This is a genomic window from Herbaspirillum sp. YR522, from assembly GCF_000282575.1.
Lineage (GTDB): Bacteria > Pseudomonadota > Gammaproteobacteria > Burkholderiales > Burkholderiaceae_D > Herbaspirillum.
Genome location: NZ_AKJA01000109.1, coordinates 53,241 through 78,898, shown reverse-complemented (window position 1 = coordinate 78,898; position 25,658 = coordinate 53,241). Strand labels below are relative to the sequence as shown.

The 25,658-nt window shown below is 63.2% G+C and carries 19 protein-coding genes; 8 read left to right on the top strand and 11 right to left on the bottom strand.

The genetic code is table 11. From position 1 onward, the window contains the following. Positions 1 to 1,664: tetratricopeptide repeat protein (locus tag PMI40_RS15150; protein WP_008116984.1), on the bottom strand; the 1,664-nt coding region annotated here is incomplete at its 3' end. A 241-nt stretch (positions 1,665 to 1,905) separates the two neighbouring features. Between PMI40_RS15150 and PMI40_RS15145 the strand changes: the two genes are divergently transcribed. Further along, positions 1,906 to 2,589 carry a fumarylacetoacetate hydrolase family protein gene (locus PMI40_RS15145; RefSeq protein WP_008116982.1) on the top strand — a complete coding sequence of 228 codons (684 nt, stop codon included), beginning with the start codon at positions 1,906 to 1,908 and terminating at the stop codon, positions 2,587 to 2,589. Between the two features lie 303 nt (positions 2,590 to 2,892). Beyond that, positions 2,893 to 4,356 carry a DEAD/DEAH box helicase gene (locus tag PMI40_RS15140; protein ID WP_008116980.1) on the top strand — a complete coding sequence of 488 codons (1,464 nt, stop codon included), beginning with the start codon at positions 2,893 to 2,895 and terminating at the stop codon, positions 4,354 to 4,356. Between the two features lie 66 nt (positions 4,357 to 4,422). Here the strand turns inward: PMI40_RS15140 and gluQRS are convergent, their stop codons facing one another. Next, positions 4,423 to 5,307, bottom strand: a complete 885-nt coding sequence (gene gluQRS / locus PMI40_RS15135) for a tRNA glutamyl-Q(34) synthetase GluQRS (protein WP_008116977.1) — start codon at positions 5,305 to 5,307, stop codon at positions 4,423 to 4,425. Beyond that, positions 5,304 to 6,242 carry a LysR family transcriptional regulator gene (locus PMI40_RS15130; RefSeq protein WP_008116975.1) on the bottom strand — a complete coding sequence of 313 codons (939 nt, stop codon included), beginning with the start codon at positions 6,240 to 6,242 and terminating at the stop codon, positions 5,304 to 5,306. The genes gluQRS and PMI40_RS15130 overlap by 4 nt, the downstream gene beginning before the upstream one ends. A gap of 150 nt (positions 6,243 to 6,392) precedes the next feature. Between PMI40_RS15130 and PMI40_RS15125 the strand changes: the two genes are divergently transcribed. Beyond that, entirely contained in the window at positions 6,393 to 7,094 is a 702-nt protein-coding gene (locus tag PMI40_RS15125; RefSeq protein ID WP_008116974.1) for a pirin family protein, read from the top strand. An 89-nt stretch (positions 7,095 to 7,183) separates the two neighbouring features. Next, the gene (locus PMI40_RS15120) at positions 7,184 to 7,759 is read left to right on the top strand and encodes a flavodoxin family protein (RefSeq protein ID WP_008116972.1); all 576 of its coding nucleotides are present in this window, start codon (positions 7,184 to 7,186) and stop codon (positions 7,757 to 7,759) included. A gap of 129 nt (positions 7,760 to 7,888) precedes the next feature. Here PMI40_RS15120 and PMI40_RS15115 read toward each other — a convergent pair whose 3' ends face one another. Then, positions 7,889 to 8,779, bottom strand: coding sequence for a sulfurtransferase (locus tag PMI40_RS15115; protein ID WP_008116969.1), 891 nt, complete (start codon positions 8,777 to 8,779; stop codon positions 7,889 to 7,891). Between the two features lie 192 nt (positions 8,780 to 8,971). Between PMI40_RS15115 and dnaE the strand changes: the two genes are divergently transcribed. The 3 genes from dnaE to PMI40_RS15100 are packed head-to-tail and all read left to right on the top strand — an operon-like array spanning position 8,972 to position 14,845. Then, entirely contained in the window at positions 8,972 to 12,430 is a 3,459-nt protein-coding gene (dnaE, locus tag PMI40_RS15110) for a DNA polymerase III subunit alpha (protein ID WP_008116968.1), read from the top strand. A gap of 19 nt (positions 12,431 to 12,449) precedes the next feature. After that, positions 12,450 to 13,739, top strand: coding sequence for an O-antigen ligase (locus PMI40_RS15105; protein WP_008116966.1), 1,290 nt, complete (start codon positions 12,450 to 12,452; stop codon positions 13,737 to 13,739). Beyond that, positions 13,736 to 14,845: a glycosyltransferase family 9 protein gene (locus tag PMI40_RS15100; protein WP_008116964.1), complete on the top strand. Its 1,110-nt coding sequence runs from the start codon at positions 13,736 to 13,738 to the stop codon at positions 14,843 to 14,845. The genes PMI40_RS15105 and PMI40_RS15100 overlap by 4 nt, the downstream gene beginning before the upstream one ends. Before the next feature lie 19 nt (positions 14,846 to 14,864). On the opposite strand, the gene PMI40_RS15095 is transcribed toward PMI40_RS15100, so the two are convergent. Genes PMI40_RS15095 through PMI40_RS15075 form a run of 5 tightly spaced genes read right to left on the bottom strand, consistent with a single transcriptional unit; the run spans position 14,865 to position 21,019 of the window. Further along, complete coding sequence (locus PMI40_RS15095) at positions 14,865 to 15,905, bottom strand: glycosyltransferase family 9 protein (protein ID WP_008116963.1); 1,041 nt, start codon at positions 15,903 to 15,905, stop codon at positions 14,865 to 14,867. 27 nt (positions 15,906 to 15,932) lie between these two features. After that, positions 15,933 to 16,922 (bottom strand): glycosyltransferase family 8 protein, encoded by a 990-nt coding sequence (locus PMI40_RS15090; protein ID WP_008116961.1) that lies wholly within the window; start codon positions 16,920 to 16,922, stop codon positions 15,933 to 15,935. Then, complete coding sequence (locus tag PMI40_RS15085; RefSeq protein WP_008116959.1) at positions 16,919 to 18,016, bottom strand: glycosyltransferase family 9 protein; 1,098 nt, start codon at positions 18,014 to 18,016, stop codon at positions 16,919 to 16,921. The genes PMI40_RS15090 and PMI40_RS15085 overlap by 4 nt, the downstream gene beginning before the upstream one ends. Positions 18,017 to 18,023: 7 nt before the next feature. Continuing rightward, a complete protein-coding gene (msbA, locus tag PMI40_RS15080; protein WP_008116957.1) occupies positions 18,024 to 19,751 on the bottom strand; it encodes a lipid A export permease/ATP-binding protein MsbA in 1,728 nt (575 codons plus the stop codon). 47 nt (positions 19,752 to 19,798) lie between these two features. Further along, the gene (locus PMI40_RS15075; protein ID WP_008116955.1) at positions 19,799 to 21,019 is read right to left on the bottom strand and encodes an O-antigen ligase; all 1,221 of its coding nucleotides are present in this window, start codon (positions 21,017 to 21,019) and stop codon (positions 19,799 to 19,801) included. A 299-nt stretch (positions 21,020 to 21,318) separates the two neighbouring features. On the opposite strand from PMI40_RS15075, the gene glgX reads away from it, so the two are divergent. After that, positions 21,319 to 23,478, top strand: a complete 2,160-nt coding sequence (gene glgX / locus PMI40_RS15070; RefSeq protein WP_008116953.1) for a glycogen debranching protein GlgX — start codon at positions 21,319 to 21,321, stop codon at positions 23,476 to 23,478. A gap of 99 nt (positions 23,479 to 23,577) precedes the next feature. Here glgX and rng read toward each other — a convergent pair whose 3' ends face one another. Then, on the bottom strand, positions 23,578 to 25,041 hold the full coding sequence (gene rng / locus PMI40_RS15065) for a ribonuclease G (RefSeq protein ID WP_008116951.1): 1,464 nt from the start codon (positions 25,039 to 25,041) through the stop codon (positions 23,578 to 23,580). Continuing rightward, on the bottom strand, positions 25,038 to 25,652 hold the full coding sequence (locus PMI40_RS15060) for a nucleoside triphosphate pyrophosphatase (protein ID WP_008116949.1): 615 nt from the start codon (positions 25,650 to 25,652) through the stop codon (positions 25,038 to 25,040). The genes rng and PMI40_RS15060 overlap by 4 nt, the downstream gene beginning before the upstream one ends. Between the last annotated feature and the right edge of the window lie 6 nt (positions 25,653 to 25,658).

The window sequence follows — 25,658 nt, the reverse complement described above, 5'->3', positions numbered from 1 at the left end:
TTGCCCAGCCATACCGGCTTGCCCAGCGCGCCGGCCAGGTGGCAGGCGGCGGTGTCGACCGAAATCACCAGGTCCAGGTTGGACACCAGCGCGGCGGTGTCGCCGAAGTCGTTCAGGTCGGGCGAGCAATCCCTGACCAGGTCTGCCAGCGGATGCGCCTGCAACTGGGCGATGGCGGCCGGGTCGACCTGCAGCGAATAGAACTCCAGCGCCGGGTATTGACGGGCCAGTTCCACGATCGGTGCCAGCGTATCGAACGGTACCGAGCGCAGGTTGTCGATGCGCGTGGCCGAGGCGTTGGTGGTGGCCGCGCTGCCGGCCCATACCAAGCCCACCCGCAACGCGTGGGTTTGCGGCAGGCGCTGGTACCACGCGGCCCACTTGCGGGGATCGGCGGTGAGGTAGGGCGCACGCGGGATATCGTCGTCGCTCTGCGTACCGCAAGCCAGCGGCAGGCTCATCAGCGGGCAATGGAAGTCGAACGGCAGCTTGGGTGTCTCGTCGGTGCTGAGCACTTCGATCACGCACGGCAGGTTCAGCATCAGCTCACGCAACTGCGGCTGCACCTGCAGGATCACCCAGGCGCCGCGGGCGGCGACGTGGGCCACATAACGCGAGAATTGCAGGGTGTCGCCAAAACCCTGCTCCGAATGCAGCAGGATGGTCTTGCCCTGCAGCGGTTCCTCGCCCAGCCACAGCGGTTCCTGGAACTGGCGCTGCAGATGGCTCATCTGTTCGGTGCGCCAGCGCCACTCGTATTTCTCCCAGCCGGCCGCATAGTGGCCCTGCAACAGCCTTATCAGGCCCTCGTTCCAGTGTGCCGATGCGCCGTCGGGGTCCAGCCATTGGGCGCGCTGGTAGCTGCCCAGTGCTTCTTCGTGACGTCCCAGGTCTTCCAGCGTGGCGCCGCGGTTGAACCACAGCTCGGGCAGGTTGTTGTCGATCTGGGCTGCCTGTTCGTAGCTATCGAGCGCCTCTTGCGGGCGGTTCAGCAGGGACTGCACATAACCCCGGTTGACCAGCGCAATGGCAAAGTCGGGTGCCGCCTTGACCGCGCGCTCGTAGGTCTGCAGTGCTTGCTCCAGCTGCTCCGTGTCTTTCTGGGTATTGGCCAGGTTGAACAGTGCCTCGACGAAGTCGGGTTGCAATTCGATGGCGCGCTCGTAGCATTGGGTCGCTTCGTCCAGGCGCTTGAGGTCGTGCAGCACGTTGCCGCGCTGGAACCAGGCGTTGGCGTTGCCCGGTTCGCTCTCGAGCACCCGGTCGAATGCGTCCAGCGCCGCACCGGCGCGGCCGATCTGGCGCAGGCTGCTGCCCTGGGCCAGGCGCGCCTCGTTGAAATCGGGATTGAGCGCCAGTGCGCGGTCCAGCGATTGCAAGGCCTCGACCTGCCGGTCCAGGTGCTGCAGCGCCGTGGCGCGATCGAAATAGGTATCCACATGCGCCGGATTGAGCTTGATGGCCAGCGCCAGTTGCTCCTGCGCGCCTTCCCAGTCCTGCTTGTGCAGCTTGAGCATGCCGTACAGGTAATTGGCCTCGAAGTGGCGGGGCACCTTCTTGAGCACCTTCTTGTACAGCTCTTCGGCCGCGGGAAATTGTTGTTTCTGGTGCAAGGCCAAGGCTTGTTGCAACTGGAGCGTGGCGGCGTTTGCTGGCTGGGACATGGTATCGGTGGGTGGGGTTTATTCGGTCCGACGCGGGCCGTTGCGATAAGCAATCGCAGGCAATCTCGCAAGTGTCCCAAATTAACGTCGAATTTTCCAGTTAATTGAATTGGTAAATTTTCGAGGTCCACGCCATGCGCCGCCAGCCGCGCGCCTGCAACACCCGCCGATTTCTCTTACACTTGCTGGTTGCATCCGACAGTGCCGGGCGACCGGCATCATCCACCTTGGAGTTTTCCTGATGAGTTTCGCCATTGCCGCACCCGCCCAGACCACCATCCCCGTGCTGGGCGGCGATCCTTTCCCGGTACGCCGCATCTATTGCGTGGGCCGCAACTACGCCGCCCACGCCCGCGAGATGGGCCACGATCCCGACCGCGAGCCGCCGTTCTTCTTCATGAAGCCATCCGACGCGATCGTGCCGACCGACTCGGTGGTGCCGTATCCGGCCGGTACCGCCGACTACCACCATGAGATCGAGATGGTGGTGGCACTGCGCGGCGGCGGACGTGATATCGCCGTCGACAAGGCGCTCGAGCTGGTGTTCGGCTATGCCGTGGGACTGGACATGACCCGGCGCGATATCCAGGCCGCAGCCAAGAAAATGGGGCGTCCCTGGGACATGGCAAAGGGTTTCGACCAGTCCGCCCCGTGCGGTCCGCTGCTGCCGGTGGCGCAGGCCGGCCACCCGGCCAAGGGCGCGGTCTGGCTCAAGGTCAATGGCGAGCTGCGCCAGCAGGGTGACCTGTCGGACCTGATCTGGAGCGTGGCCGAGACCATTTCCTACCTGTCGGGCCTGGTCGAGCTGGCGCCCGGCGACCTGATCTTCAGCGGCACCCCCGAGGGGGTGGGGGCGGTGGTCAAGGGCGACCGCCTGCAAGGCCATGTCGATGGCCTGCCGGACATCAACATCACCATCGGTTGATTGTTGCCAGAGTGGCAATCACGTCGTCATTTTTGCCGCCTTCGGGGTGCATGCCAGCAAACTGTCATGAAGCCCCGGGCGATGCGGCGTATAATAGCGGTCTTCCAGGCGCTGGCTGCAGCTGGCCTGGTCGAGGTCGAATGACTTCTTGCAGCATCCGCAGCGAGCGATCGGCGATCGGTCCGGTCTCGCGTAATACTTCAACACTGAAAGCAATCGAACCCGTGCGCATGCACCCCATGCATCGGAGCCGGAGCCTGAAGACCGGCTGCCGCGGCGCTGTCGCACCGTTCGCCAATCACCATGTCCGACACTACGTCCGCGTCAGCAGCACCGGCTGCACCAGCAGTCCGCTTTGAAGATTTCGGCCTCTCGCCAGATATCCTGAGGGCTCTCACCGAGCAAGGCTACGTCCATCCCACCCCGATCCAGGCCCAGGCCATTCCGGTGGTGTTGCAGGGGCGCGATGTCATGGGTGCAGCCCAGACGGGTACCGGCAAGACCGCCGGCTTCTCGTTGCCGATCATCCAGTTGCTGCTGGCCCATGCCAGCACCAGCGCCTCTCCGGCGCGCCATCCGGTGCGTGCACTGATCCTGACGCCTACCCGCGAACTGGCCGACCAGGTCGCCGACAACGTCAAGGCCTACTCGCGCTTCACGCCGTTACGCTCGACGGTGGTCTTCGGCGGGGTCGACATGGCACCGCAGACGGCGACCCTGCGGGCCGGTGTCGAGATCGTCATCGCCACCCCGGGCCGGCTGCTGGACCACGTGCAGCAGAAGACGGTCAACCTGTCCCAGACCCAGATCCTGGTGATGGACGAGGCCGATCGCATGCTCGACATGGGGTTCCTGCCCGACCTGCAGCGCATCATCAACCTGTTGCCCAAGAAGCGCCAGAACCTGATGTTCTCGGCCACGTTCTCGCCGGAGATCAAGAAGCTGGCAGGCAGCTTCCAGAATAATCCCGTGACCATCGAAGTCGCGCGCAGCAATGCCACGGCCGAGCGCGTCACGCAGACCATCTACCGGGTCGACGAAAGCGCCAAGGCCGATGCGGTGTCGTTCATCATCCGTGAGCGCAACCTGAAGCAGGTGATCGTCTTCTCCAACACCAAGATCGGCGCCTCGCGCCTGTCGCGCCAGCTGGAAAACGAAGGCGTCAAGGCTTCGGCCATCCACGGCGACAAGACCCAGAACGAGCGCATGGCCGCGCTGGAAGCGTTCAAGCAGGGCCAGATCGAAGTGCTGGTGGCCACCGACGTGGCCGCGCGCGGGCTGGACATCACCGATCTGCCCTGCGTGATCAACTACGACATGCCCTACAACGCCGAGGACTACGTCCACCGCATCGGCCGTACCGGTCGTGCCGGCGCATCGGGCGACGCCATCTCGCTGTTCTGCGACAAGGACGAGCGCCTGCTGACCGACATCGAGAAACTGATCAAGAAGAAGTTCGAACGCGCCGAGCTGGTCGGGTTTGCCCCGCGTGCACGGCACGAACGCGCCGAGCGCAGCGAGCGCGGTGGGCGTCCCGAGCGCGCCGAGCGTTCCGAACGCGGCGAACGCCCGGCCCGCGCCGAGCGGGGCGATCGGCATCGCGAAGGCGGTGCGCCCTCGATGCGTCGCGAGAAAGCCGATCCATGGTTCCTCAAGCCTTATGAGCCGTCGGTCGAAGAGACGGTCTCGACCAAGCCGGACCTGGCCAAGTCGAACCGGCCCAAGGCCAAGGTGGCGGCTTTGCTGGGTGGCATGCCCAAGCGCTGATCGCACGCGCAGGGCTTGGCCTCCAAATGCCGCCGGACGGATGTTCGCGCGGCATTTTTCATGGGCTCAGCGGCGTGCGAAGCGCGCCGCCCAGGCCGCCAGGGCCAGCTCCCAGAAGCGCTCGCGGCTGGTGGCCGCCGTGGTATCCAGGCCGAGCAGGCCGGCGGCGCGTTGCAACTCCTGCACGGGCCGCGACAGGTCCAGTGCCTGGGCGCCGTTCTGCTTGGAAAACTTCTCGCCCTGGGCATTCATCAACAACGGAACGTGCAGGTAGCGCGGCGTGGGATAACCCAGCAGTGATTGCAGGTAGATCTGGCGTGCGGTCGAATCGAGCAGGTCGGCACCGCGCACCACGTCGGTCACCCCTTGTTCGGCGTCGTCCACCACTACCGCCAGCTGATAGGCCCAGAAGCCATCGGCCCGCTGCAGCACGAAGTCGCCCACTTCACGCGCCAGATGCTGTTGTTGCAGTCCCAGCCAGCGATCATCGAAGCGCACCAGCTCGCCCGCTTGGCCCGCCTCTGGCACCCGCAGCCGCTGGGTGCGGGCAATCTTGCCCGGCGCCAGCCCGGCGCGGCAGGTGCCGGGGTAGATGGCCGCGCCATCACTGGCCAGCCCCAGCCGTGAATCGGCGATCTCCTTGCGACTGCAGCCGCAGGGGTAGACCGCCGGGCCCAGTCGCTCGCGGGCCGCGGCATAGCGCGAGCGGCGCTGGCTCTGCACCAGCACCGGGCCGTCGGAGTGCATATCCAGGGCCGACAGCGTGCTGACGATGTCATCGGCGGCACCGGCCACGGTGCGGGTCTCGTCGATGTCTTCGATACGCAGCAACCAGGATCCGCCATGCGAGCGCGCGTCCAGCCAGCTGGCCAGTGCCGCCACCAGCGAGCCGGCGTGCAAGGGGCCCGAAGGCGAGGGTGCGAAGCGCCCCACGTAGCCACGAGCGCTCATGCCTGGCCTGGCGCCGCGACCGGCCCCAATAACGACTCCCGCACTTCCGGGCGAGCCAGGTGCTGGATGAACCACTTCAGCGATTTGCCCTGCTCGGCCTTGGGCCAGGCGACCATGAAGTTGTCGTTGGGCTTGGCGGACTGGGTCTGTTTTTCCACCAAGGCACCGCTGGCCAGGTACGGAGCGGCCCAGATGCGCGGCAGGTGGCCGCAGCCCAGGCCGGCCAGCTGCGCTTCCAGCTTGTCGGCCACGCTGGCCACGGTCAGCGTTTCCTGGCCCGACAGCAGGCCCATGGTCAAGGTCGGCAGTGACTGGCTGTTGTCGCCCACGGCAATGGCGCGATGGCTGCGCACCAGTTCAGCCGCCAGCGGCTGGTCGGCGCCGGCCAGCGGATGATGCGGGGCCACCGCGAACACCCAGTCGACCGCGCCCAGTTCCTGCATCTGGAAGCGGCCGCTGGTGCGCACCACTTCCGGCCCGTCCAGGGTGACCCCGATGACCAGGTTGGCGCGTCCCTCGATCAGTTTTTCCCAGGCGCCGGTCAGCACGCCGGGGGTGAAGCGCAGCCGGGTGCCGGATTGCTCCTGGTCGAACGCCTCGATGATCGGTCGCATCTTGGCAAACGGCACCAGGCTGTTGAGCACGATGTGCAATTCGGTCTCGCGCCCGGTGGCGGTCCGCTTGACCCGCTGCTCCAGGTCGTTGGCGGCCAGCAGCAGGTGCCGCCCTTCATGCAGCAGCTGTTGCCCGGCAGGCGTGAGCTGGGCCCGGTGGCCACGGCGGTCGAACAGCAATACATCGAGGTCGTCTTCCAGCTTGCGCACGCTATAGGTCAGTGCCGAGGGCACGCGGTCCAGCGCCACGGCCGCAGCCGCAAAGCTGCCCTTGCGGTCAATCATGTCCAGGATCAGCAGGGATTCCAGGGTCAGGTTCACACCAGCTCCACTTGTTTAAAATATTTGAATGAACCGTATGAATTTAAGACCTTATCTGGGAAAAAGATAGTGTCTATAGTGTGCACATCGACAAACAATTTGTACGAATCAATTCCGAAGCGTACAGAATTACCGAAAAGGAGTGTTGTCATGATGCAAATTCGTAAATCCACCGAGCGCGGCCACGGCAACCATGGATGGCTGGATTCGTACCATAGCTTCTCCTTTGCCGACTATCACGATCCAAAGCACATGGGCTTCGGTCCGCTGCGTGTGATCAACGAAGACCGCGTGGCCGCCGGCCAGGGTTTCGGCACCCACGGCCACCGCGACATGGAAATCATCTCGTACGTGCTCGACGGCGAACTGGCGCACAAGGACAGCATGGGCAACGGCAGCGTGATCCGTCCCGGTGACGTACAACGCATGAGCGCCGGCACCGGCGTGCGTCACTCCGAATACAACCATTCGCAGACCGGCACCACGCACTTCCTGCAGATCTGGATCATGCCCGACCGCGCCGGTGCCGAGCCGGGTTACCAGGAGGCCCATTTTTCGGCCGCCGACAAGCAGGGCCGGCTGCGCCTGGTCGCGTCCGGAGACGGTCGCGATGGTTCGGTCAGCATGAACCAGGACGCCTCGCTGTATGCCGGCCTGTTCGACGGTGACGAAGCCGCCAGCTATACACTGGCTCCCGGCCGCCTGGGTTATGTGCATGTGGCGCGCGGCAAGGTCAGCGTCAATGGCCAGGCGCTGGAAGCGGGCGACGCGGTCAAGTTGACCGATGTCGGCCAGCTCGACATCAGCGGCGGCGACCATGCCGAAGTGCTGGTGTTCGACCTGCCACACTAAGCAGGAAGCTTACCCGCAGCACCCGCCGGACCCGATCACCCGGCGGTTTTTTTTAACTCACCCAAACTCCCACTCGAGAAGGAAACATCATGAGCAAAGTCGCCATCGTCTACCATTCCGGCTACGGCCACACCAAGAAGCAGGCCGAAGCCGTGCAGGCCGGCGCGGCCTCGGTCGCCGGCGCCAGCGTCGAGCTGATCGCCATCGATGCGGAAGGCAACATCACCGATGCCGACTGGGCCACGCTGGATGCGGCCGACGCCATCATCTTCGGCTCGCCCACCTACATGGGCACGGTATCGTGGCAGTTCAAGAAGTTCGCCGACGCCTCGTCCAAGCCCTGGTTCGGCCAGAAGTGGAAGGACAAGATCGGCGCCGCCTTCACCAATTCGGCGACCATGAACGGCGACAAGCTGTCGACGTTGCACTACCTGTTCACGCTGTCGATGCAGCACAGCATGATCTGGGTCGGCACCGGCCTCATGCCGGCCAACACCAAGGCCGCGCAGCGCAACGACATCAACTTCGTCGGTTCCTTCTCGGGCCTGATGGCACAAAGCCCGTCGGATTCGTCACCGGAAGAAGGACCGTTGCCAGGCGACCTGGAAACGGCCAAGTTGTTTGGTGCGCGCGTGGCACAGACCGCGGCCAGGTTCGGCAAATAAGTTAGGCAAATAAATAAGTTAGATAAGTAAGTTCGGCAAGTAAGTTCGGCAAGTAAGCCGGCCGGGCATTGAAAAAGCCGCGCGATCATCGACCGCGCGGCTTTTTGCATGGTGCACCGCCGGCCGGACTCAGGCCCGGGCCGGGGATGCGGCGGTCGAATCCGAGCCGGCGCGCTGGGCCGAGGCGCAATGCGGGCAGGACTTGCCGGGCACGTAGTCGGGCGACAGCTGCTCGCGTGGGGTGACCACGGCACGGCAGGCGAAGCACTGCGCGGTGGCCGATTCCTTCAGGTCCGGGCTCAGCGCGGTGCGGTAGTCGAACACGAAGCAGTCGCCCGTGTAATGGGCGCCGCCGACTTCCTCGAAGTAGCGCAGGATGCCACCCTCGAGCTGATAGACGCTGTCGTAGCCGATGTTCTGCATGTGGATCGCCGCCTTTTCGCAGCGGATGCCGCCGGTGCAGAAGGTCACCACGGTCTTGCCCTCGAAGTCGGCCTTGTGCTCTTCGATCACCTTGGGAAACTCGGTGAACTTGTTGATGCGGTAGTCGACCGTGTTGTCGAAGGTGCCCACATCGACCTCGAAGGCGTTGCGGGTCTCGACCATCACCACCGGCTTGCCGTCGTCGTCATGGCCCTGGTCCAGCCAGCGCTTGAGGTCGTGCGGTTGCACGAACGGCGCACGGCCTTCTTCAGGCTTGATCAGCGGATGCTTCATGGTGATGATCTCGGCCTTGAGCTTGACCAGCATGCGGGTGAAGGGTTGCTTTTCGGAAAAGCTTTCCTTGACCACGATGTCGGCAAAGCGGGCATCGGTGCGCAGCCAGCCCAGGAAGGCATCGATGTCGGCGCGCAGGCCGGCCAGGAACAGGTTGATGCCTTCGGGCGTGAGCAGCACGGTGCCGCGCAGGTTGTGCTTCTGGCAAAACGCCAGGAACTGCGGGCGCTTCTCGACCGTGTCGTTGAAGGTCACGAACTTGTAGGCGGCGATATTGACGTATGGGGTATCCGGGGACTGCATGGTTCTTTGCTCTAAGTCTTTGAATTCTCAGCATTATACGCGCGCCCAGGCGTGCATCAAGGCTAACGGCGGGTTCCGTGACGCAGATCAAGGCCGCCGCAGGACGCGCGCACCGGGGACGCGCCGCGCACGACGAAAAAGCCGGGCACTGCGACGGCAGGGAAGGCCCTGGCTCCGGTAGAATGTCGCCCCATGACTACACCGCAATTCGTACACCTCCGCCTGCACTCGGAGTATTCCATCGTCGACGGCCTGGTGCGCATCGATGATGTCGTCAAGGCCGCCGCCAAGGATGGCCAGGCGGCCATGGCCGTGACCGACCTCGCCAACCTGTTCGGCATGGTCAAGTTCTACAAGGCGGCCCGTGGCAAGGGCGTCAAGCCCATCGCCGGCTGCGATATCTGGATCACCAACGAGCTCGACCGCGAAAAGCCGTCGCGCCTGCTGCTGCTGGTCAAGAACCACAAGGGCTACCTGCAGCTGTGCGAACTGCTGTCGAAGGCCTGGCTGGAAAACATCTACAAGGGGCGCGCCGAAGTGCGCATCGAGTGGCTCGACGCGTTGCGCCACCAGGACGGCGGCAATGGCCTCATCGCGCTGTCGGGCGCCCATGGCGGCGACATCGGCCAGGCCATCGACAACGGCAACCTGGCGCAGGCCGAGCAGGCCGCGCGACGCTGGTGCGAGATATTCCCCGCCAGTTTCTACCTCGAGATCCAGCGCTGCGGCCAGGCCAACGGCGAGCTCCAGGTGCGCCAGACGGTGGCGCTGGGCGCGCGGCTGGGGCTGCCGGTGGTGGCGACCCATCCGATCCAGTTCCAATCGACCGAAGAGTTCATCGCCCACGAGGCGCGCACCTGTATCGCCGAAGGCGAGATCCTGGCCAATGCGCGCCGCGTGCGACGCTTCAACGACCAGCAGTACTTCAAGTCGCAGGCCGAGATGCTGGCGCTGTTCGCCGACCTGCCCGGCGCGGTGGCCAATACGCTGGAGATCGCCAAGCGCTGCAACCTGGTGCTGGAACTGGGCAAGCCGCAACTGCCCGACTTCCCCACGCCGGACGGCATGACCATCGACGACTTCCTGGTGGCGCAGACCCAGGCCGGACTCGAAAGCCGGCTGCTGCACCTGTTCCCCAACGAGGCCGAGCGCGAGAAGGAGCGCCCGCGCTACGAGGCGCGCCTGAAGTTCGAGAACGATACGATCATCAAGATGAAGTTTCCCGGCTACTTCCTGATCGTGGCCGACTTCATCCAGTGGGCCAAGAACAACGGCGTGCCGGTGGGACCTGGCCGGGGCTCCGGCGCCGGTTCGCTGGTGGCCTACAGCCTGTCCATCACCGACCTCGATCCGCTGCGCTACAACCTGCTGTTCGAGCGCTTCCTCAATCCCGAGCGGGTCTCGATGCCCGACTTCGATATCGACTTCTGCCAGGAAGGGCGCGACCGCGTCATCCAGTACGTCAAGGATCGCTACGGCAAGGAAGCGGTATCGCAGATCGCCACCTTCGGCACCATGGCGGCCAAGGGCGCGGTGCGCGACGTGGGCCGCGTGCTCGATCTGGGCTACAACTTCTGCGACGGCATTTCCAAGCTGATCCCGTTCAAGCCGGGCAAGCTGGTGACGCTGGCCGACGCCATCGAAGAAGAGCCGATGCTCAAGGAGCGGCTCGACAACGAGGAAGAGGTCAAGCAATTGATGGGCCTGGCCCAGCAGGTCGAAGGCATTGCCCGCAACATCGGCATGCACGCCGGCGGCGTGTTGATCGCCCCCGGCAAGCTGACCGACTTCTGCCCGCTCTACACCCAGGGCGGTGACGCCGGCGTGGTGTCGCAATACGACAAGGACGACGTCGAAGCCGTGGGCCTGGTCAAGTTCGACTTCCTGGGCCTGACCACGCTGACCATCCTCGACCGCGCCGAGCGCTATATCCGCCAGCTCGACCCGGCCATGGCCGATTTCGACCTGGCCAAGTTGCCGCTCAATGATCGCGCTTCATACGACCTGCTGACCAAGGCCAAGACGGTGGCGGTGTTCCAGCTGGAAAGCCGCGGCATGCAAGGCATGCTCAAGGACGCGCGTCCCGACCGCTTCGAGGACATCATCGCGCTGGTGGCACTGTATCGCCCGGGCCCGATGGACCTGATCCCCGACTTCTGCAAGCGCAAGCATGGCGAAGCGTTCGACTATCCCGATCCGCGCACCGAGGGCATTCTCTCCGAGACCTACGGCATCATGGTCTACCAGGAGCAGGTGATGCAGATGGCGCAGGTGATCGGCGGCTACTCGCTGGGCGGCGCCGACCTGTTGCGACGCGCAATGGGCAAGAAGAAGGCCGAGGAAATGGCCAAGCACCGCGAGCTGTTCCGCGAAGGTGCGGGCAAGAACGGCCTGAGTGCCGAGAAGGCCGACGAGATCTTCGACCTGATGGAGAAGTTCGCCGGCTACGGCTTCAACAAGTCGCACGCGGCCGCCTATGCGCTGCTGTCGTACTACACCGCCTACCTCAAGGCGCACCATCCGGCCGCGTTCATGGCCGCCAACTTGTCGCTGGCCATGGAAGACACCGACAAGGTCAAGATCCTGATCGAGGATTCGCTCGACATCTGCAAGCTCACCATCCTGCCGCCCGACATCAACCAGTCCGATTACCGCTTCATGCCGGTCGGCGAGCCGGGCAAGAAGGCGACCCAGATCCGGTATGGCCTGGGTGCGGTCAAGGGCGCCGGGCAGAATGCGATCGAATCGATCATCGAGGCGCGCAAGGCGGGCCCCTTCAAGGACCTGTTCGACTTCGCCAAGCGCGTCGACAAGAAGCAGATCAACCGCCGTACCATCGATTCGCTCATCCGTGCCGGCGCCTTCGACTGCTTCAAGGTCGATCGCGCGGTGCTGCAGGCGAGCGTCCCGCTGGCCTGGGAAAGCGCCGAACAGGCCGAGAAGTCGGCCAACCAGGTCAGTCTCTTCGGTGGCGACGACAGCGACCTCGAAGCGCCGCTCGACTATGTCAACGTGCTGCCCTGGAGCGACAAGCAGCGGCTGACCGAAGAGAAGGGCGCGCTCGGCTTCTATCTGTCGGGGCACCTGTTCTCGGCCTACGAAAAAGAGGTGCGGCGTTTCGTGCGCACCAAGATATCGAGCCTGGAGCCGTCGCGCGAGCCGCGCAGCCTGGCCGGCATCATCACCGGCGTGCGGGTGCAGATGACCCAGCGCGGCAAGCTGGTGATCTGCACCCTCGACGACGGCACCGGCGTGATCGAAGCCAGCATCTACAGCGAGGTCTTCGAGCCGATCAAGCACCTGATCAAGGAAGACGAACTGCTGGTGCTGCAGGGACGGGTATCGGAAGACCGCTTCAATGGCGGTTTGCGGGTATCGGCCGAAAAGGTCATGGACCTGGGCGCGGCGCGGATCCAGTACGGCGTGCGCATGGTGGTGCAGCTCAAGCAGGCGGTCGACCCGGCACTGCTGCGCGAGACGCTATCGGCGCACCGCCAGGACCAGGGCTTGCCGTTCGTCATGCGCTACCTGCGCGACGACGCCGGCTGCGAAGTGATGCTGGGCGACAACTGGCGCATCAATCCAAGCGACAGCTTGCAGACTACGCTGGTGGCGTCGTTTGGCAAGGAAGCGGTCGTGGTGGAATATTGAGAGCGGAGACCTTGGGTAAATGAGAACGCGCCGTTGGGGGAGCAGAACCATTTTTGTTCTCTTTTTTTTGTTTTTCTCTACCGGGTTGGCTTTTTCCAAAACCGGCAATTTTGCCTTCTATGCACTGGTACTGCCGGCCGTGTTCGATATCGGGCGCCTGGCGCTTCGCGGCAAGTTCGACCAGATCCGGCCGTGGGCCAGGCTGTGGCCGCTCTACCTGTGCATGAGCGGCACCACGCTCGCGATCCTGTGTTACGAGATATCTGCCGGTACGGTCCATATCAAATCGTATGACAATGCCTCGCGCATGGCGATGTTTTGCCTGCTGCTGTGGATAGCGTTGCGCATGCCCGTGCACTATCTTTCACGGTTGAGGTGGTCCTTCGCCATCGGTGTCGTCATCGCAACGGTCAAGCTCTATACGTTCACCCGTGGCGGCGATGATCGCGTGTCGGTAATCGATTTCGTCCCCATCATCGCTTATTCGGAACTGGTGCTGCTGCTGGGCATGTTCGCCCTTCTGGCTGTGCGCTGGGAAAGGGACGCGAGGTGGGTGCAGTGGCTGCTGATGGGCGGTTGCCTGGTCGCGCTGGAAAACATCTTCATTTCGCAAACGCGCGGAGCCTGGGTGACCTTGCCCTTGTTCCTGGTCCTGGGCCTGGCCGGCGCCTTGCGCAATAGCTCATGGCAGCGGGTCGCGGGTGTGACTGCCTTGGCGCTCGCCGTCGGCATCGGCCTCGCGGGACAGACGCACACCGTACAGCTGCGGGTATCCGAAGCGGTCGAAGACATGAACAAGTTCGACAGTGGCGTCGACAGGGATACCTCGCTGGGCCTGCGGCTACAGTTATGGAAGGGCGCGTGGATCCTGTTTCGTGAGCATCCAGCCTTCGGCGTGGGCCCGCGCAATTTTCCGGCCGCGCTGGAGCGCCTGCACGAGCAGGGCGTTCTCACCAGCGATGCCGCCAACCTGCCGCATTCGCACAATGAATTCCTGTTCAACATGGCCACCCTGGGCACGTTCGGCATGCTGGGATTGCTGGCGATCTATGCGGGACCGTTCTGGTTCTTCATCGGACATGTGCGCACACGCGACTCCGAAACTCGTCGCGCCGCTCTGATGGGCCTGACATTGTGCCTGGGCTATGCCGCGTTCGGCTTGGTGGACGTCATGTTGATGTGGCGCATCTGCGATATTTTCTACCCGATGAGCATGGCCGTCTTCGTTGCCATCATCCTGCGTCGCAAGGCGGCGGGAACCAGGCAGGGTTTCCCGGGGAGTGCCATCGGCACGGAAGTCGTCAAATGAACCAAGCGCACATGCCACCCATCATTGCCCCGTCATTGCTCCAGCGCGCGGACAAGGTGCTGTTTGTCGCCCATCTTGCCTTGGGAGACTTTACCTACATGTCGCGCTGCTTTGCGGCGTTTCACGCGGCGTATCCGCATATCGCCATCCACATCTGGGTCGACGAACTGCGGCGCACCATCGACTATCGCCAGTGGGCCGCGCTACGCAGTTATTCCTTGTTCGACTGGCTCGACAACGAACCCTACATCGCACACGTCTATCGCCGTACCTACAGTCCTTTTTCGTTTGCGGCATCGTTGCGACAAGCCCGGCGCCAACGCTATCCGATCGTTATCTCGTTCGGGCTCTCGCGTCGCACTTTCTATGCGCGCCTGGTCCGGCGCATCAGCCCGCACGGCTTTGTCGTGGCCATCGGCAAGCCGTTCAAGCCGTTCGACCTGGTCAAACGTCGCACCTTCGGCCGGCTCGATGCAGTACTCCAGGATCGTCCCCCGCACGCTGTTCATATCAGCCAGATATATGCCAACTGGTTCCTTGAACTGTTCGGTATGCCGATGACGGCCGCGCAGCGCATGCCGGTCATGTCCATACCATCGCCATGGTTGCAGCGAGCCGCTGCGTGGGCCAGCCTTGATGCATGCGAAGAGGGCAAGACCAGGCGGGTCTTCATCAATCCGTTTTCCAAGCAGGACGAGCGCTCCTGGCCATTTTCGCGCGCGCTCGAATTGGTGCGGGCCATGCAGTCGACCCCAGGCTGGCACGATGCCCGCTTCGTGCTCAACTGCCTGCCTCAGCAGCGCGAGCAATGCCAGGCAAGCTTGCGCGACAGCGGGCTGGCGCGGACCGGCGTATTCAGCGCGACCGACAATTTCTTCGAATTGCCCGCCATGCTGGCGCAATGCGACCTGATTATCTCAGTCGAGACGGCCACCATTCACCTGGCCCAGACAGTCGGCGTGCCGGTGATCGCGCTGATGCGCCAGTTGAGCCCGGAATGGGTGCCGCTCGACGCCGCCAACGCCAAGGTCGTGATGGTCGATCACCGCGATGGTTGGGTCAAGGACATTCCGGTTCAGGCGGTGCTGGACAGCCTACCCGCCTAGCATGGCCTCATCGCCTCGGTCATGCTGCCGTGGCAGCCTTTTCGGCGATCCAGCGTTGAACCACGCCGAGCACCATGTCCGGTGTGATCGCGCGCATGCAATCACAGGTGGGGCCGGGTTGTTTTTCGCAGCCGGGACAAGCCTGCGCTGCCACGCAGAGGTTTTCGGCACGAGGTCCCAACGCTGCCCAGCGTCCCGGGTGCATGGGACGCGTTGGCGGAAACAATCCCAGCGTACGTTGCCCGATGGCAGCCGAAAGGTGCAACGGACCGGTGCCGCTGGCGATCAGACCGTCGGCCTGGTGAATAAACCGCGTCAATCCTGCCAGGTCCATGCTGCCACACACGTTGCGCACGTTCGGCATGGCGACCAGATCGGCGGCATGGGACTCGAGCCATGCGCCTTCTTGCTCGCTACCGGTCAACCAGAGGGTAACTTCATGCTGCGCCACGAGGCTGCGTGCCAGGGCGAGAAACGATTCGACGGGCCATTCCCGTCCATGGCCATTCGATTTCGTGTGCAGGATCAGGTTGAAGCCCGCCGTGCCAAGACGCCGTGCAATGTCGGCGTCATGGGGGATCGAAAAATGATACAGGCCCGGAATCTGCGCGCGATCGGGGATGGTGCTGTCGCCCAGCGGCTTGAGAAATTCGAAGTTGATTTGTGCTTCGTGGTTTTCCGACAGGCCTTTGCTGAAACGTACTCGGCGATTGCAATAGAACAGCAGATACAGTTTCTGCCGGGCATTGCCTATGCGATGGCGAATGCGGCTCTTGAAGGCGGCAATCGCCAGGGGGCGATCAGGTTGGCAGATGATGATGGTATCAACCCCCGAATGCCTCAGGTATCCCTGAAGGTCGTCCTGCACCTCCTCCAGTTCTACGACCGCATCGACATCACTGCAATAGCGCACGACCTGCGCGGCGTAACGGCGGCAAAGGAAGCTGATGCGGGCATGCGGATGAAGCTGGCGTAGACGCGCGACCATGGGGAGCGTCAGCACGACATCGCCGATGTTGTCGGTACGGCAGACGAGGATGTGGGAGCTGGTGATTGCCATCGCAACGGATTCAGTGAATGGTGGTGATTATCTGGTGGACCGCTTGCGCAGGTAGCGCAGGTACCACTTGATGCTTTCCAGCGGCCGGCCCTGACGGTACATGAACCGTGAGTGCATGCGCATTTCCTTGGTATTGCGCGGTTGCTCGTCGAGCGCCATGTCGGCCCAGGGGGACAGATCCAGGTAGCCGCGCAGCAGTGCTGTCACCTCATGTCGGCTCCATGCGGCCCACGGCTTGACCGCGCCGGCGAAGTGCACGAAGATCGCGCGCCCCACAGGCTTCAATGCAAACTTGTTGACGTTGAGGTCGTGGATCAGGTCGTACAGGTAATTCCACTTGGGCGACAGGTAGCGGGCACGCCCGTTGAGCACGATGTTGAGCGCGTCCTGGTCGTTGAAACGCATGTCGGTCTTGCTGTTGAGCAGCGCATCGAGGGTCTTGGCGGTGATGTCCTCGGCCAGCCATTTCTCGATGTTGATGAACAGCACGCCACCGTTGAAGTACTCGTTATGCGACAAGCCCAGTGCGGCGACGCGACGCTGCAATGTGACCGGGGCATCCGGGACGACCACCGCAATTTCATCGCTGATATCCATATCAACCATCTCATCGATGCGGTTGAAGCACAGGATGTCCGCGTCCAGGTAAAGCACGCGGTCGGTCACGCCGCGCAGTACGGTTGGAATCACCAGGCGCGTGAAGATCGACAGCGAATAGTGCGAGTGCCCCAGAAAGTGCGAGAACTGCTGGAACGAGGACAGGTCGAGCAGGTGCAGTTCGGTCTTGACCTGCGCATACATCTCTTCGAGTTGCTTGAGCCGGCGCTGGTGCTCGTCCGACACCTCGAAGGCCAGCACGTGAAACGTGAAATGCTGCGCCGGATTGTTGGCGATGATCGACGCCATGGTCGCACCCATGGCCCGAAAATAATTGTTGTCGACACAAAAGGCGATATGAAAGCTGGCCTTGCCGTTGGCCGGCTGCGCCTGGATTTCGTTGATCGTCGGGAGTTTCATCGGATGGCTTCCATGACCTGTTCGACTGATATCGCCTGTACCCAATCGCGACGGCCGGGGGCGGTAATGACGGTGCTATTGGCGTGGTCCAACGGCACCCATTCAGGATTCTTCTGGCGCATCAGCGCCACCACCGGCACGTGCACCGCGTTGGCCAGATGCATCACCGCGGTCTCCACCGAGATGATCAGGTCGCAGCGCTCCAGCAAGGCCGGCAGCTGGAAGAAATTGTCCTGAGCACTGAAGATCACCGTGCGCTCGAGCCCGTGGCGGCCGATCACGGCCCGCGCATCGTCCAATTCCTGGGGCACGGCGTTGACGATGAAGCTGGCGTCGCGCCAGTGCTCCTTGGCTTGCATGGCGCGAACCAGCTCCACCACGCGATCCAGGGGCCAGCAACGTTTCTTGGTCTTGGCGTAGGGGTTGATCATCACCAGCTTGCCCTGGCGTGGCCAGAAGCCCCACGACTGCAAGGTCCGTTCGGTATCCCGGCGCCAGTTTTCCGGTATGTCCACAAAGGGAAAACGCTGCTGTGCAGTCAGTTCCAGGTCGCTCAGTTGCCTGAACCAGTGCGCGTAGACATCGCTGATGTGGTAATCGCCCTGGCCCTTGTAGGCCGGCATGGCGGCGTCGAGCTTACGGTAGGACAGCAGGTGGTGAAGCTGCAACAGCCTGATCTTGCGGGTCATCCCTATGACCAGGCCGCTCGGGCTGATCTTGCGTGCCAGGCTGGCATACAGCTGGGGCCGCAGCGTGGCCAGCGAGACCACGATCGGATAAGCCTCGCGCCGGGCCTCGGCGATCGATTCGCCGTATAGCGCCGGGCTGTAGGTGCGGTCATAGACCTTGTCGAAGAACGGGCAGGCGCGGACCCAGTCGTAGAGTGAATAGTGCTTCAGGTGCGGCCATTGCGTGGCGTCGGCGGTGCGTCGCACTTCATCGACCCACAGGTGGATCTTCAGGTGCGGGTTCTGTGCCGCGAATGCCTTGAAGAAGCTTTGCAGATAGGTGAAGTCGCCCAGCGCCAGGTGGGCGATGAACAGTATCTTGTCCGAGCGCTTGAGCAGCTCGGCAGGAATCAGGGAAGTGGACATGGGCAATTTATTGTTGCGAGAATTGCAGGCGATACAGGTTGGCATACACACCGTCGCGCTCGAGCAGTTGCTGGTGGCTGCCGACTTCGATCACCTGGCCATGCGCCAGCACTACGATGCGGTCAGCGCGTTCGATGGTCGACAGGCGGTGGGCGATGACAAAGGTGGTACGGCCCTGCATGAGTCGTTCCAAAGCCGCCTGCACGGCGCGCTCGGACTCGGTGTCCAGCGCCGAGGTGGCTTCGTCCAGGATCAGGATCGGCGCATCCTTGTAGATAGCCCGTGCGATGGCTACGCGCTGCCGCTGCCCGCCGGACAGGCGCGAACCGTTGTCGCCGATGCGCGTCGCCAGGCCTTCCGGCAACCCCTGCACCACATCACCCAGGTGCGCCGCTTCCAGCGCGGCGGCGATACGGTCCGGGTCCGGTTGTTCGTCGCCATAAGCGATATTGGCGGCCAGGGTATCGTCGAACAGGACGGTGTTCTGGCTGACCATGGCGATCTGCTGGCGCAGGCTGAGCAACGAAATGGATTCGATATCTTGCCCATCGAGCAGGATCTGTCCGCTACTGGCCGAATGGAAGCCCGGGATCAGGCTCACCAGCGTCGATTTGCCGCCGCCGGACATGCCCACGAAGGCGATGGTCTCGCCGGGCCGCACTTTCAGGTTGACTCCCCGCAGGGCCAACTGCTCATGACCCGGATAGGAGAAGCCGACATCGACGAACTCGACCTCGCCACGCACGCGCTCGGCAAGCGTGGCGCCGCCGATGCGCTCGATGGGCTTGTCGATCAACTTGTAGACTTCTTCGGCCGCAGCCATGCCCCGTTGCAGCGGGCCATTGACCTCGGCCAGCTGCTTCAATGGCGCCAACAGCATGAGCATGGCCGTGATGAAGGAGACGAAGCCGCCGACGGTGATCTGGCCGTTGCCGGATTGGACCAGCGCCATCACGATCACTACCGCCACCGCGCAGGCAGTCATCAGCTGGGTGATCGGCACCGTAGAGGCAAAGGCGGCGGTCATCCGCATCGTGTAGCGGCGCAGGTTTTCGGCGCGCAGGTGAAAGCGCTGTTTTTCGTACGCATGGCCACCGAAGATCTTGATGACCTGTTGTGCCCGGGTGGTTTCCTCGACCAGTTGGGTCAGTTCTGCGTTCACCGCCAGCGAGTCGCGGTTCAACTTCTTGAGCCGCCTGCCGGTGCTGCGTACCACGATGGCCACCAACGGCAGCAGGATCAGCGTAACGATGGTCAACTGCCAGTTCAGGTACAGCAGCCAGGCCAGCAGGCCCAGTACCGTCAGCGCGGAACGCACGATCGAGGTGAACACCTTGGTCACCATGTCGATGATCTGCTGCACCTCGAACATCATGGAATTGATGACCTTGCCTACCGTATTGCTGGCATAGAAATGCACTGGCAGGTCGAGCATGCGGGCAAACATCTGGCGCCGTAGTTCGTTCAGGATACGGGTCGAGACCCAGGTCATCATGTACGAACTGGTGAACGTGGAAACGCCGCGGATGAAGAAGATACCGATCACGGCCAACGGCACCAGCCACAACGAAAACTCAGGCTTGCCGACGAAGCCCTTGTCCAGCAGGATCTTGAAGATGTACGGCACCACCGGCTCGGTGGCAGCGGTGACGATCATGCCGAGGAAGGCGAGCGCTAGGCGCTTCTTGTAGGGCCGGTGCAGCGCGGCCAGCCTTTTCATATTGGAGGGCAACATTTAATCATCCTTGCAAGACAATCGACGCACGGCGTCGGCATTAGAAATCATGGGGCTGTCACGAGCGTGGGTGGGCGGCGCGCCAGCCCCCACAGGATGGCCACCAGGAAGGCCAGGATCATGACTCCGTTGTTATGGGTCAGGAAAGCCTGGGTCAACCCGAAGGCCAGGTAACTCAGCATCAGCATCACGCCAGCGATGGCATAGGGGCGGGCGTGCGGCGGGCGGCTAGCCCAGGCTTGCGCAAATGCGGCCAGCGGCACCAGATAGAGCAGTGCCGTCGCCAGCAGGCCTGGCACGCCGCGCTTGACCAGCGCGTCGAGATATTCGTTGTGCAAGTGGGTGTGTTCACGTGTCGACGGCGCTGCCAGGCCTTGGTCGACCAGGCTGGCTTTGTGGTCGAACATGCCTTGCTTGCCCCAGCCCAGCAACCAATGCTGTGGTGCCATCAGCCAGCCGATGCGCAGCATCGCCAGGCGGGCGCCGATCGACGAATCCGCGTCGTGGTGTCGCTGGTATTGATCGGCCTGGCTGATGGCGGCCTGGCTGCGCGCGCGCAAGCCGCTCTGGGGTATCGCCCACAGCAATGCCAGGGCAATGACGCAGCTCGCCATGAGCTTGGCTGCCAGCCGAGCCTGGCCGGCGCGCAGCATCAGGTAGAGCGCCGCTGCCAGGCAAACCGGCAGTGCCAGCCAGCTGCCGCGGCTGCCACTGAGCAGCGACGCCAGCGCAGCCAGCACCGCGCCCGTTGCCAACAGGATGATCCAGGTTGCGTTGCGCCGTTCGGCGATGGCCCAGTAGAGGCCGCAGGTACAGAGCATCGCCAGCACCAGGCTGATGTTGCCGTATTGAATCGGATTGGTGCTGGCGGCAGGGCGGTCGACATGGCGCACCAGTGCCAGCCACAGGCTCAGCAAGCCGGCACCGATGCCGCCCAGCGCCGCCCCGGACCAGAGCGACCAGCTCGCTGGGGGATATGCGCGTAGCAGTACCAGCGCGGGTATGGCCAGCACGAAGCGCAATGGCGCGTCGTATTCGGCCGGTCGTGCGTGGTGTACCAGGTGGTTGCCGGCTGTGACGCCGAAGTAGAGCAGGAAGGCGGCGATGACCAGCCAGTCCGCCCGGTCCAGACGTACCCCGCGAGTGCCCGTACGCAGCAGCGCCAATGAACCCAGCAGCAATAGCAGTGCCCCCAGCGAAAAACCGCTTGGCACCACCAGCGCAATGGCTGAGAAGAGAAACACGGCAAGGGAGGTGTAGGCAATCATTCGGGTGTGGCAAATGGCAAGCGGAGACCGTAGAGCGCAGACCAGGACAATGAGCCCGGAATTTGTTAAACCCGGCATTGTAATGCATGGCTGCGGCGGCGTCGCCGATCGGACGGCAGGGTGGTGCGCTGTCGAGCTATTCGCCTACAGCATGTCGCGCTGTTTCCCGACTGCGGCGCGCGCCCGGGTTTCATAAACTGCCCAGGCTATTTCGGATCGGGGGCGGAGATGTTGGCAATATGACTACACTCGACGCCGCACCGGGCTCGCTTCTTTACCTCCTTTTATTCTGATCGATCATGAAAGACGACGTCAAACAAGCCATTTCCACCGCGCCCGACAATTCCGGCTACCTGCATCGCGTACGCGAAGGCTCGCCATTCCCCCGCGGCGCCAGCTGTCGGGAGGATGGCGTCAACTTTGCCCTGTTTTCGGCTAACGCCACCGGCGTCGACCTGTGCCTGTTCGACGACAAGGGCGAGACCGAGATCGCCCGTATCCCGATGCCCGAATACACCGACGAGGTCTGGCATGTGTTCATCGAAGGGCTCAAGCCCGGGGCGGTCTACGGCTATCGCGTGCACGGCCCGTACGACCCGCAGAACGGCCACCGCTTCAATGCCAACAAGCTGCTGATGGACCCGTATGCCAAGCGCCACCTGGGCGAGCTCAAATGGGCGCCCGAGATCTTTGCCTACGACCTCGACAGCCCGGACAAGGACCTGAGCTTCGACACCCGCGACAGCGCGCCCTTCGTGCCCAAGTGCGTGGTGGTCGAGCCTACCGCCGACATCCATGTGCCGACCGGCCACCGGGTGCCGTGGGATCGCACCGTGTTCTACGAGGCGCACGTCAAGGGACTCAGCAAATGCCATCCGGAGGTGGCCCCCGAGCAACGCGGCACGTTTGCCGGGCTGGCTGCGCCGGCGATCGTCGACCACCTGCGCCAGCTGGGCGTGAGCTCGCTGGAGTTGCTGCCGGTGCATGCCTTTGTCAACGACTCCTACCTGCTCGAGAAAGGGCTGACCAATTACTGGGGCTATAACAGCATCGGGTTTTTCGCTGCCGATCCCCGCTATTTCTCGGGCCAGCAGTCGGGCGAATTCCGCCAGGCGGTGGATGCGCTGCACGAAGCCGGCATCGAGGTCATCCTCGACGTCGTCTACAACCATACGGCCGAGGGCAACGAACTCGGCCCCACGCTCAGTTTCAAGGGGATCGACAACGCTTCGTACTATCGACTGATGCCCGATGACCGTCGCTACTACATCAACGACACCGGCACCGGCAATACGCTCAACCTGTCGCATCCGCGGGTCATGCAGATGGTCGCCGACAGCCTGCGCTACTGGGTGCTGGAGCAACACGTCGACGGCTTCCGCTTTGACCTGGCCACGATCCTGGGGCGCGAAAACCATGGCTTCGACCTGAGCAGCGGTTTCCTCAACGCCTGCCTGCAGGATCCGGTGCTGGCCGCGGTCAAGTTGATCGCGGAGCCCTGGGATTGCGGCCCCGGCGGCTACCAGGTGGGTGAGTTCCCGCCCGGCTGGGCCGAATGGAACGACAAGTTCCGGGACCAGGTGCGCGCCTACTGGAAAGGCGACGAGGGCCTGGCCGCCGATTTCGCCACCCGCTTTGCCGGTTCGGCCGACCTGTTCCACAAGCGCGGGCGCAGGCCCTGGGCCAGCGTGAACTTCATTACCGCCCATGACGGTTTTACGCTGCAGGACCTGGTCAGCTATAACGACAAGCACAATGACGCCAATGGCGAGGACAACCGCGACGGTCATTCCGACAATCGCTCCTGGAACTGCGGCGCCGAAGGTGCCACCGACGACGAAGCCATCATCGAATTGCGCGAGCGGCAAAAACGCAACCTGTTATCGACCTTGCTGCTGGCCCAGGGCACCCCGATGTTGCTGGCAGGCGACGAGTTCGGCCGTAGCCAGGGCGGCAACAACAACGCCTATTGCCAGGACAACGACATCAGCTGGCTGCAATGGGACAAGATCGACGAGCGCGGTCGCGCCCAACTGAAGTTCACCGCCGACCTGCTCAAGCTGCGCGCCCGCATGCCGGTGCTGCGGCGCAGCCGGTTCATGAATGGCGAACTCAATGAAGACCTCGACACGGTGGACGCCGACTGGATTTCGCCGGCAGGCGTGACCTTGTCGCAGGAACAATGGGCCGACACCACGATGAAATGCTTTGGCTTGGTGCTTGACGGTCGTGCCCGGGTCAGCAACATGCGCCGGGCGGCGGCCGACCAGACCGTATTGCTGGTCTTCAACAGCCATAACGATGTCGTCAACTTCACGCTGCCGGCCACCAGGAACGGGCAGCGCTGGGTCGGCCTGATCGATACCAACGTACCCGGGCGGGATCAGGACCCGGTGTTCGACGCCGGGCACGAATATGTGGTGTCGGCGCATTCGATGCTGCTGTTTGTGCAGCAGTAAGGCCGGTCGAGGCAAAAGGTAAGAGGCAAAAGACAACGGGCCTGGGGTTGAACCCAGGCCCGTTTTGCGTTTGCATCGGCCGGTGCGGCCATGTACGGCTTACATCAGGATGATGTCGTACTGCTCCTGCTGGTAGTCACTCTGCACCTGCAACGAAATAGGCTTGCCGATGAAGTCGCCCAGCATCGCCAGGTGTTGCGATTCTTCTTCCAGGAACAGGTCTACCACCAGCTGCGAGGCCAGGATGCGGAATTCGCGCGGGTTGAACTGCTTGGCTTCGCGCATCACCTCGCGCAGGATCTCGTAGCATACGGTGCGCGAGGTCTTGACCTGCCCGCGCCCCTTGCAGGCAGGGCAGGTCTCGCACAGGATGTGCGCCAGTGACTCGCGGGTGCGCTTGCGGGTCATCTCCACCAGGCCCAGCGTCGAGAAGCCCGACACCGAGATCTTGGTGCGGTCGCGCTGCAAGGCACGGCCCAGCTCGGCCAGCACCGCCTGGCGGTGCTCGGTGTTTTCCATGTCGATGAAGTCGAGGATGATGATGCCACCCAGGTTGCGCAGGCGCAGCTGGCGGGCGATCGCATGCGCGGCCTCGAGGTTGGTCTTGAAGATGGTGTCGTCGAAGTTGCGGCCGTTGACGAAGCTGCCCGTGTTGACGTCGATGGTGGTCATCGCCTCGGTCTGGTCGACGATCAGGTAGCCGCCCGACTTCAGGTCGACCCGCCGGCCCAGTGCGCGCTCGATTTCTTCTTCCACGCCGTACAGGTCGAACAGCGGGCGCTCGCCCCGATAGTGGGTCAGCTTGGTCAGCACCGAGGGCGTATAGATGGTGCCGAACTCCTGCAGCTTGTTGAAGTTCTCGCGCGAGTCGACCTGGATGGTCGCCGTATCGTCGCCGACGAAGTCGCGCAGCACGCGCTGGGCCAGCGACAGGTCCTGATGCAGCAGCGTGGCGGCAGGTCGGGTCTTGCTCTGCTTGACGATGGTGGCCCAGGTCTTGCGCAGGTATTCGACGTCCATCTGCAGGTCGGCGTCGGACGCGTCCTCGGCCATGGTGCGGATGATGAAACCGCCTTTTTCTTCCGGCGGCAGCAGGGCTTGCACCTTGCTGCGAAGCAGTTCGCGCTCGGCTTCGTTCTCGATGCGTTGCGAAATGCCGATGTGCTTGTCCTGCGGCAGGTACACCAGCATGCGGCCGGCGATCGAGATCTGCGTCGACAGGCGCGCGCCCTTGGTGCCGATCGGGTCCTTGATCACCTGCACGGTAACGGTCTGGCCATCGTGCAGCAGCTTTTCGATCGGAATGGCCGGAGTGTTCTGGCCGTCATGCGGGCGGGCTTCCCAGATATCGGCAACGTGCAGGAACGCGGCGCGTTCAAGACCGATGTCGATGAAGGCCGATTGCATGCCGGGCAGCACCCGCACCACCTTGCCCAGGTAGATATTGCCCGCCAGCCCGCGCGACAGGGTGCGTTCGATGTGCAACTCTTGTACTGCGCCCTGCAGGATCAACGCGACGCGTGTCTCCTGCGGGGTGATGTTGATCAGAATGTCTTCGCTCATAAGATGCGGACGCCCGCGTTTTCTAATAGTTGAGCCGTCTCGAAGAGCGGCAGTCCCATGATACCGGAATGGCTGCCAACAATATTGCTGATGAAAACCGAGGCCAACCCCTGGATGCCGTAGGCGCCTGCCTTGTCATACGGCTCAAGGGTGTCGCAATAGGCTGCAATAGCGGCATCGTCGAGCGCGGCGAAGCTGACGTCGGACTGCTGGGTGACTTGCCAGACTTCGGTCTGTACGCCCAGCGTGAGCGCCACGGCCACGCTGGTGAGCACATGGTGGGTGCGCCCGGCCAGGCGGTGGATCATCTGCAGCGCTTCCTCGCGGTCGGCCGGCTTGCCCAGGATCAGGTCGTCGACCACGACCGTGGTGTCGGCCGCCAGGATAGGACGATGCGGCAATTGCCGCAGCAGCATGGTCTGCTGGGCGCTGTCGAGCTTGGCCCGTGTCACGCGCGCCACATAGTCCAGCGCGCCTTCATCGGGCAGCACGCTTTCGTCGACTTCCTTCTCCGAGAGCAGCAATTCGAACTCGATGCCGATCTGGCGCAGCAGCTCGCGCCGGCGTGGGCTCTTCGACGCAAGGTAGATGGTGCGATCCGCTTGTTTCATGGTGAT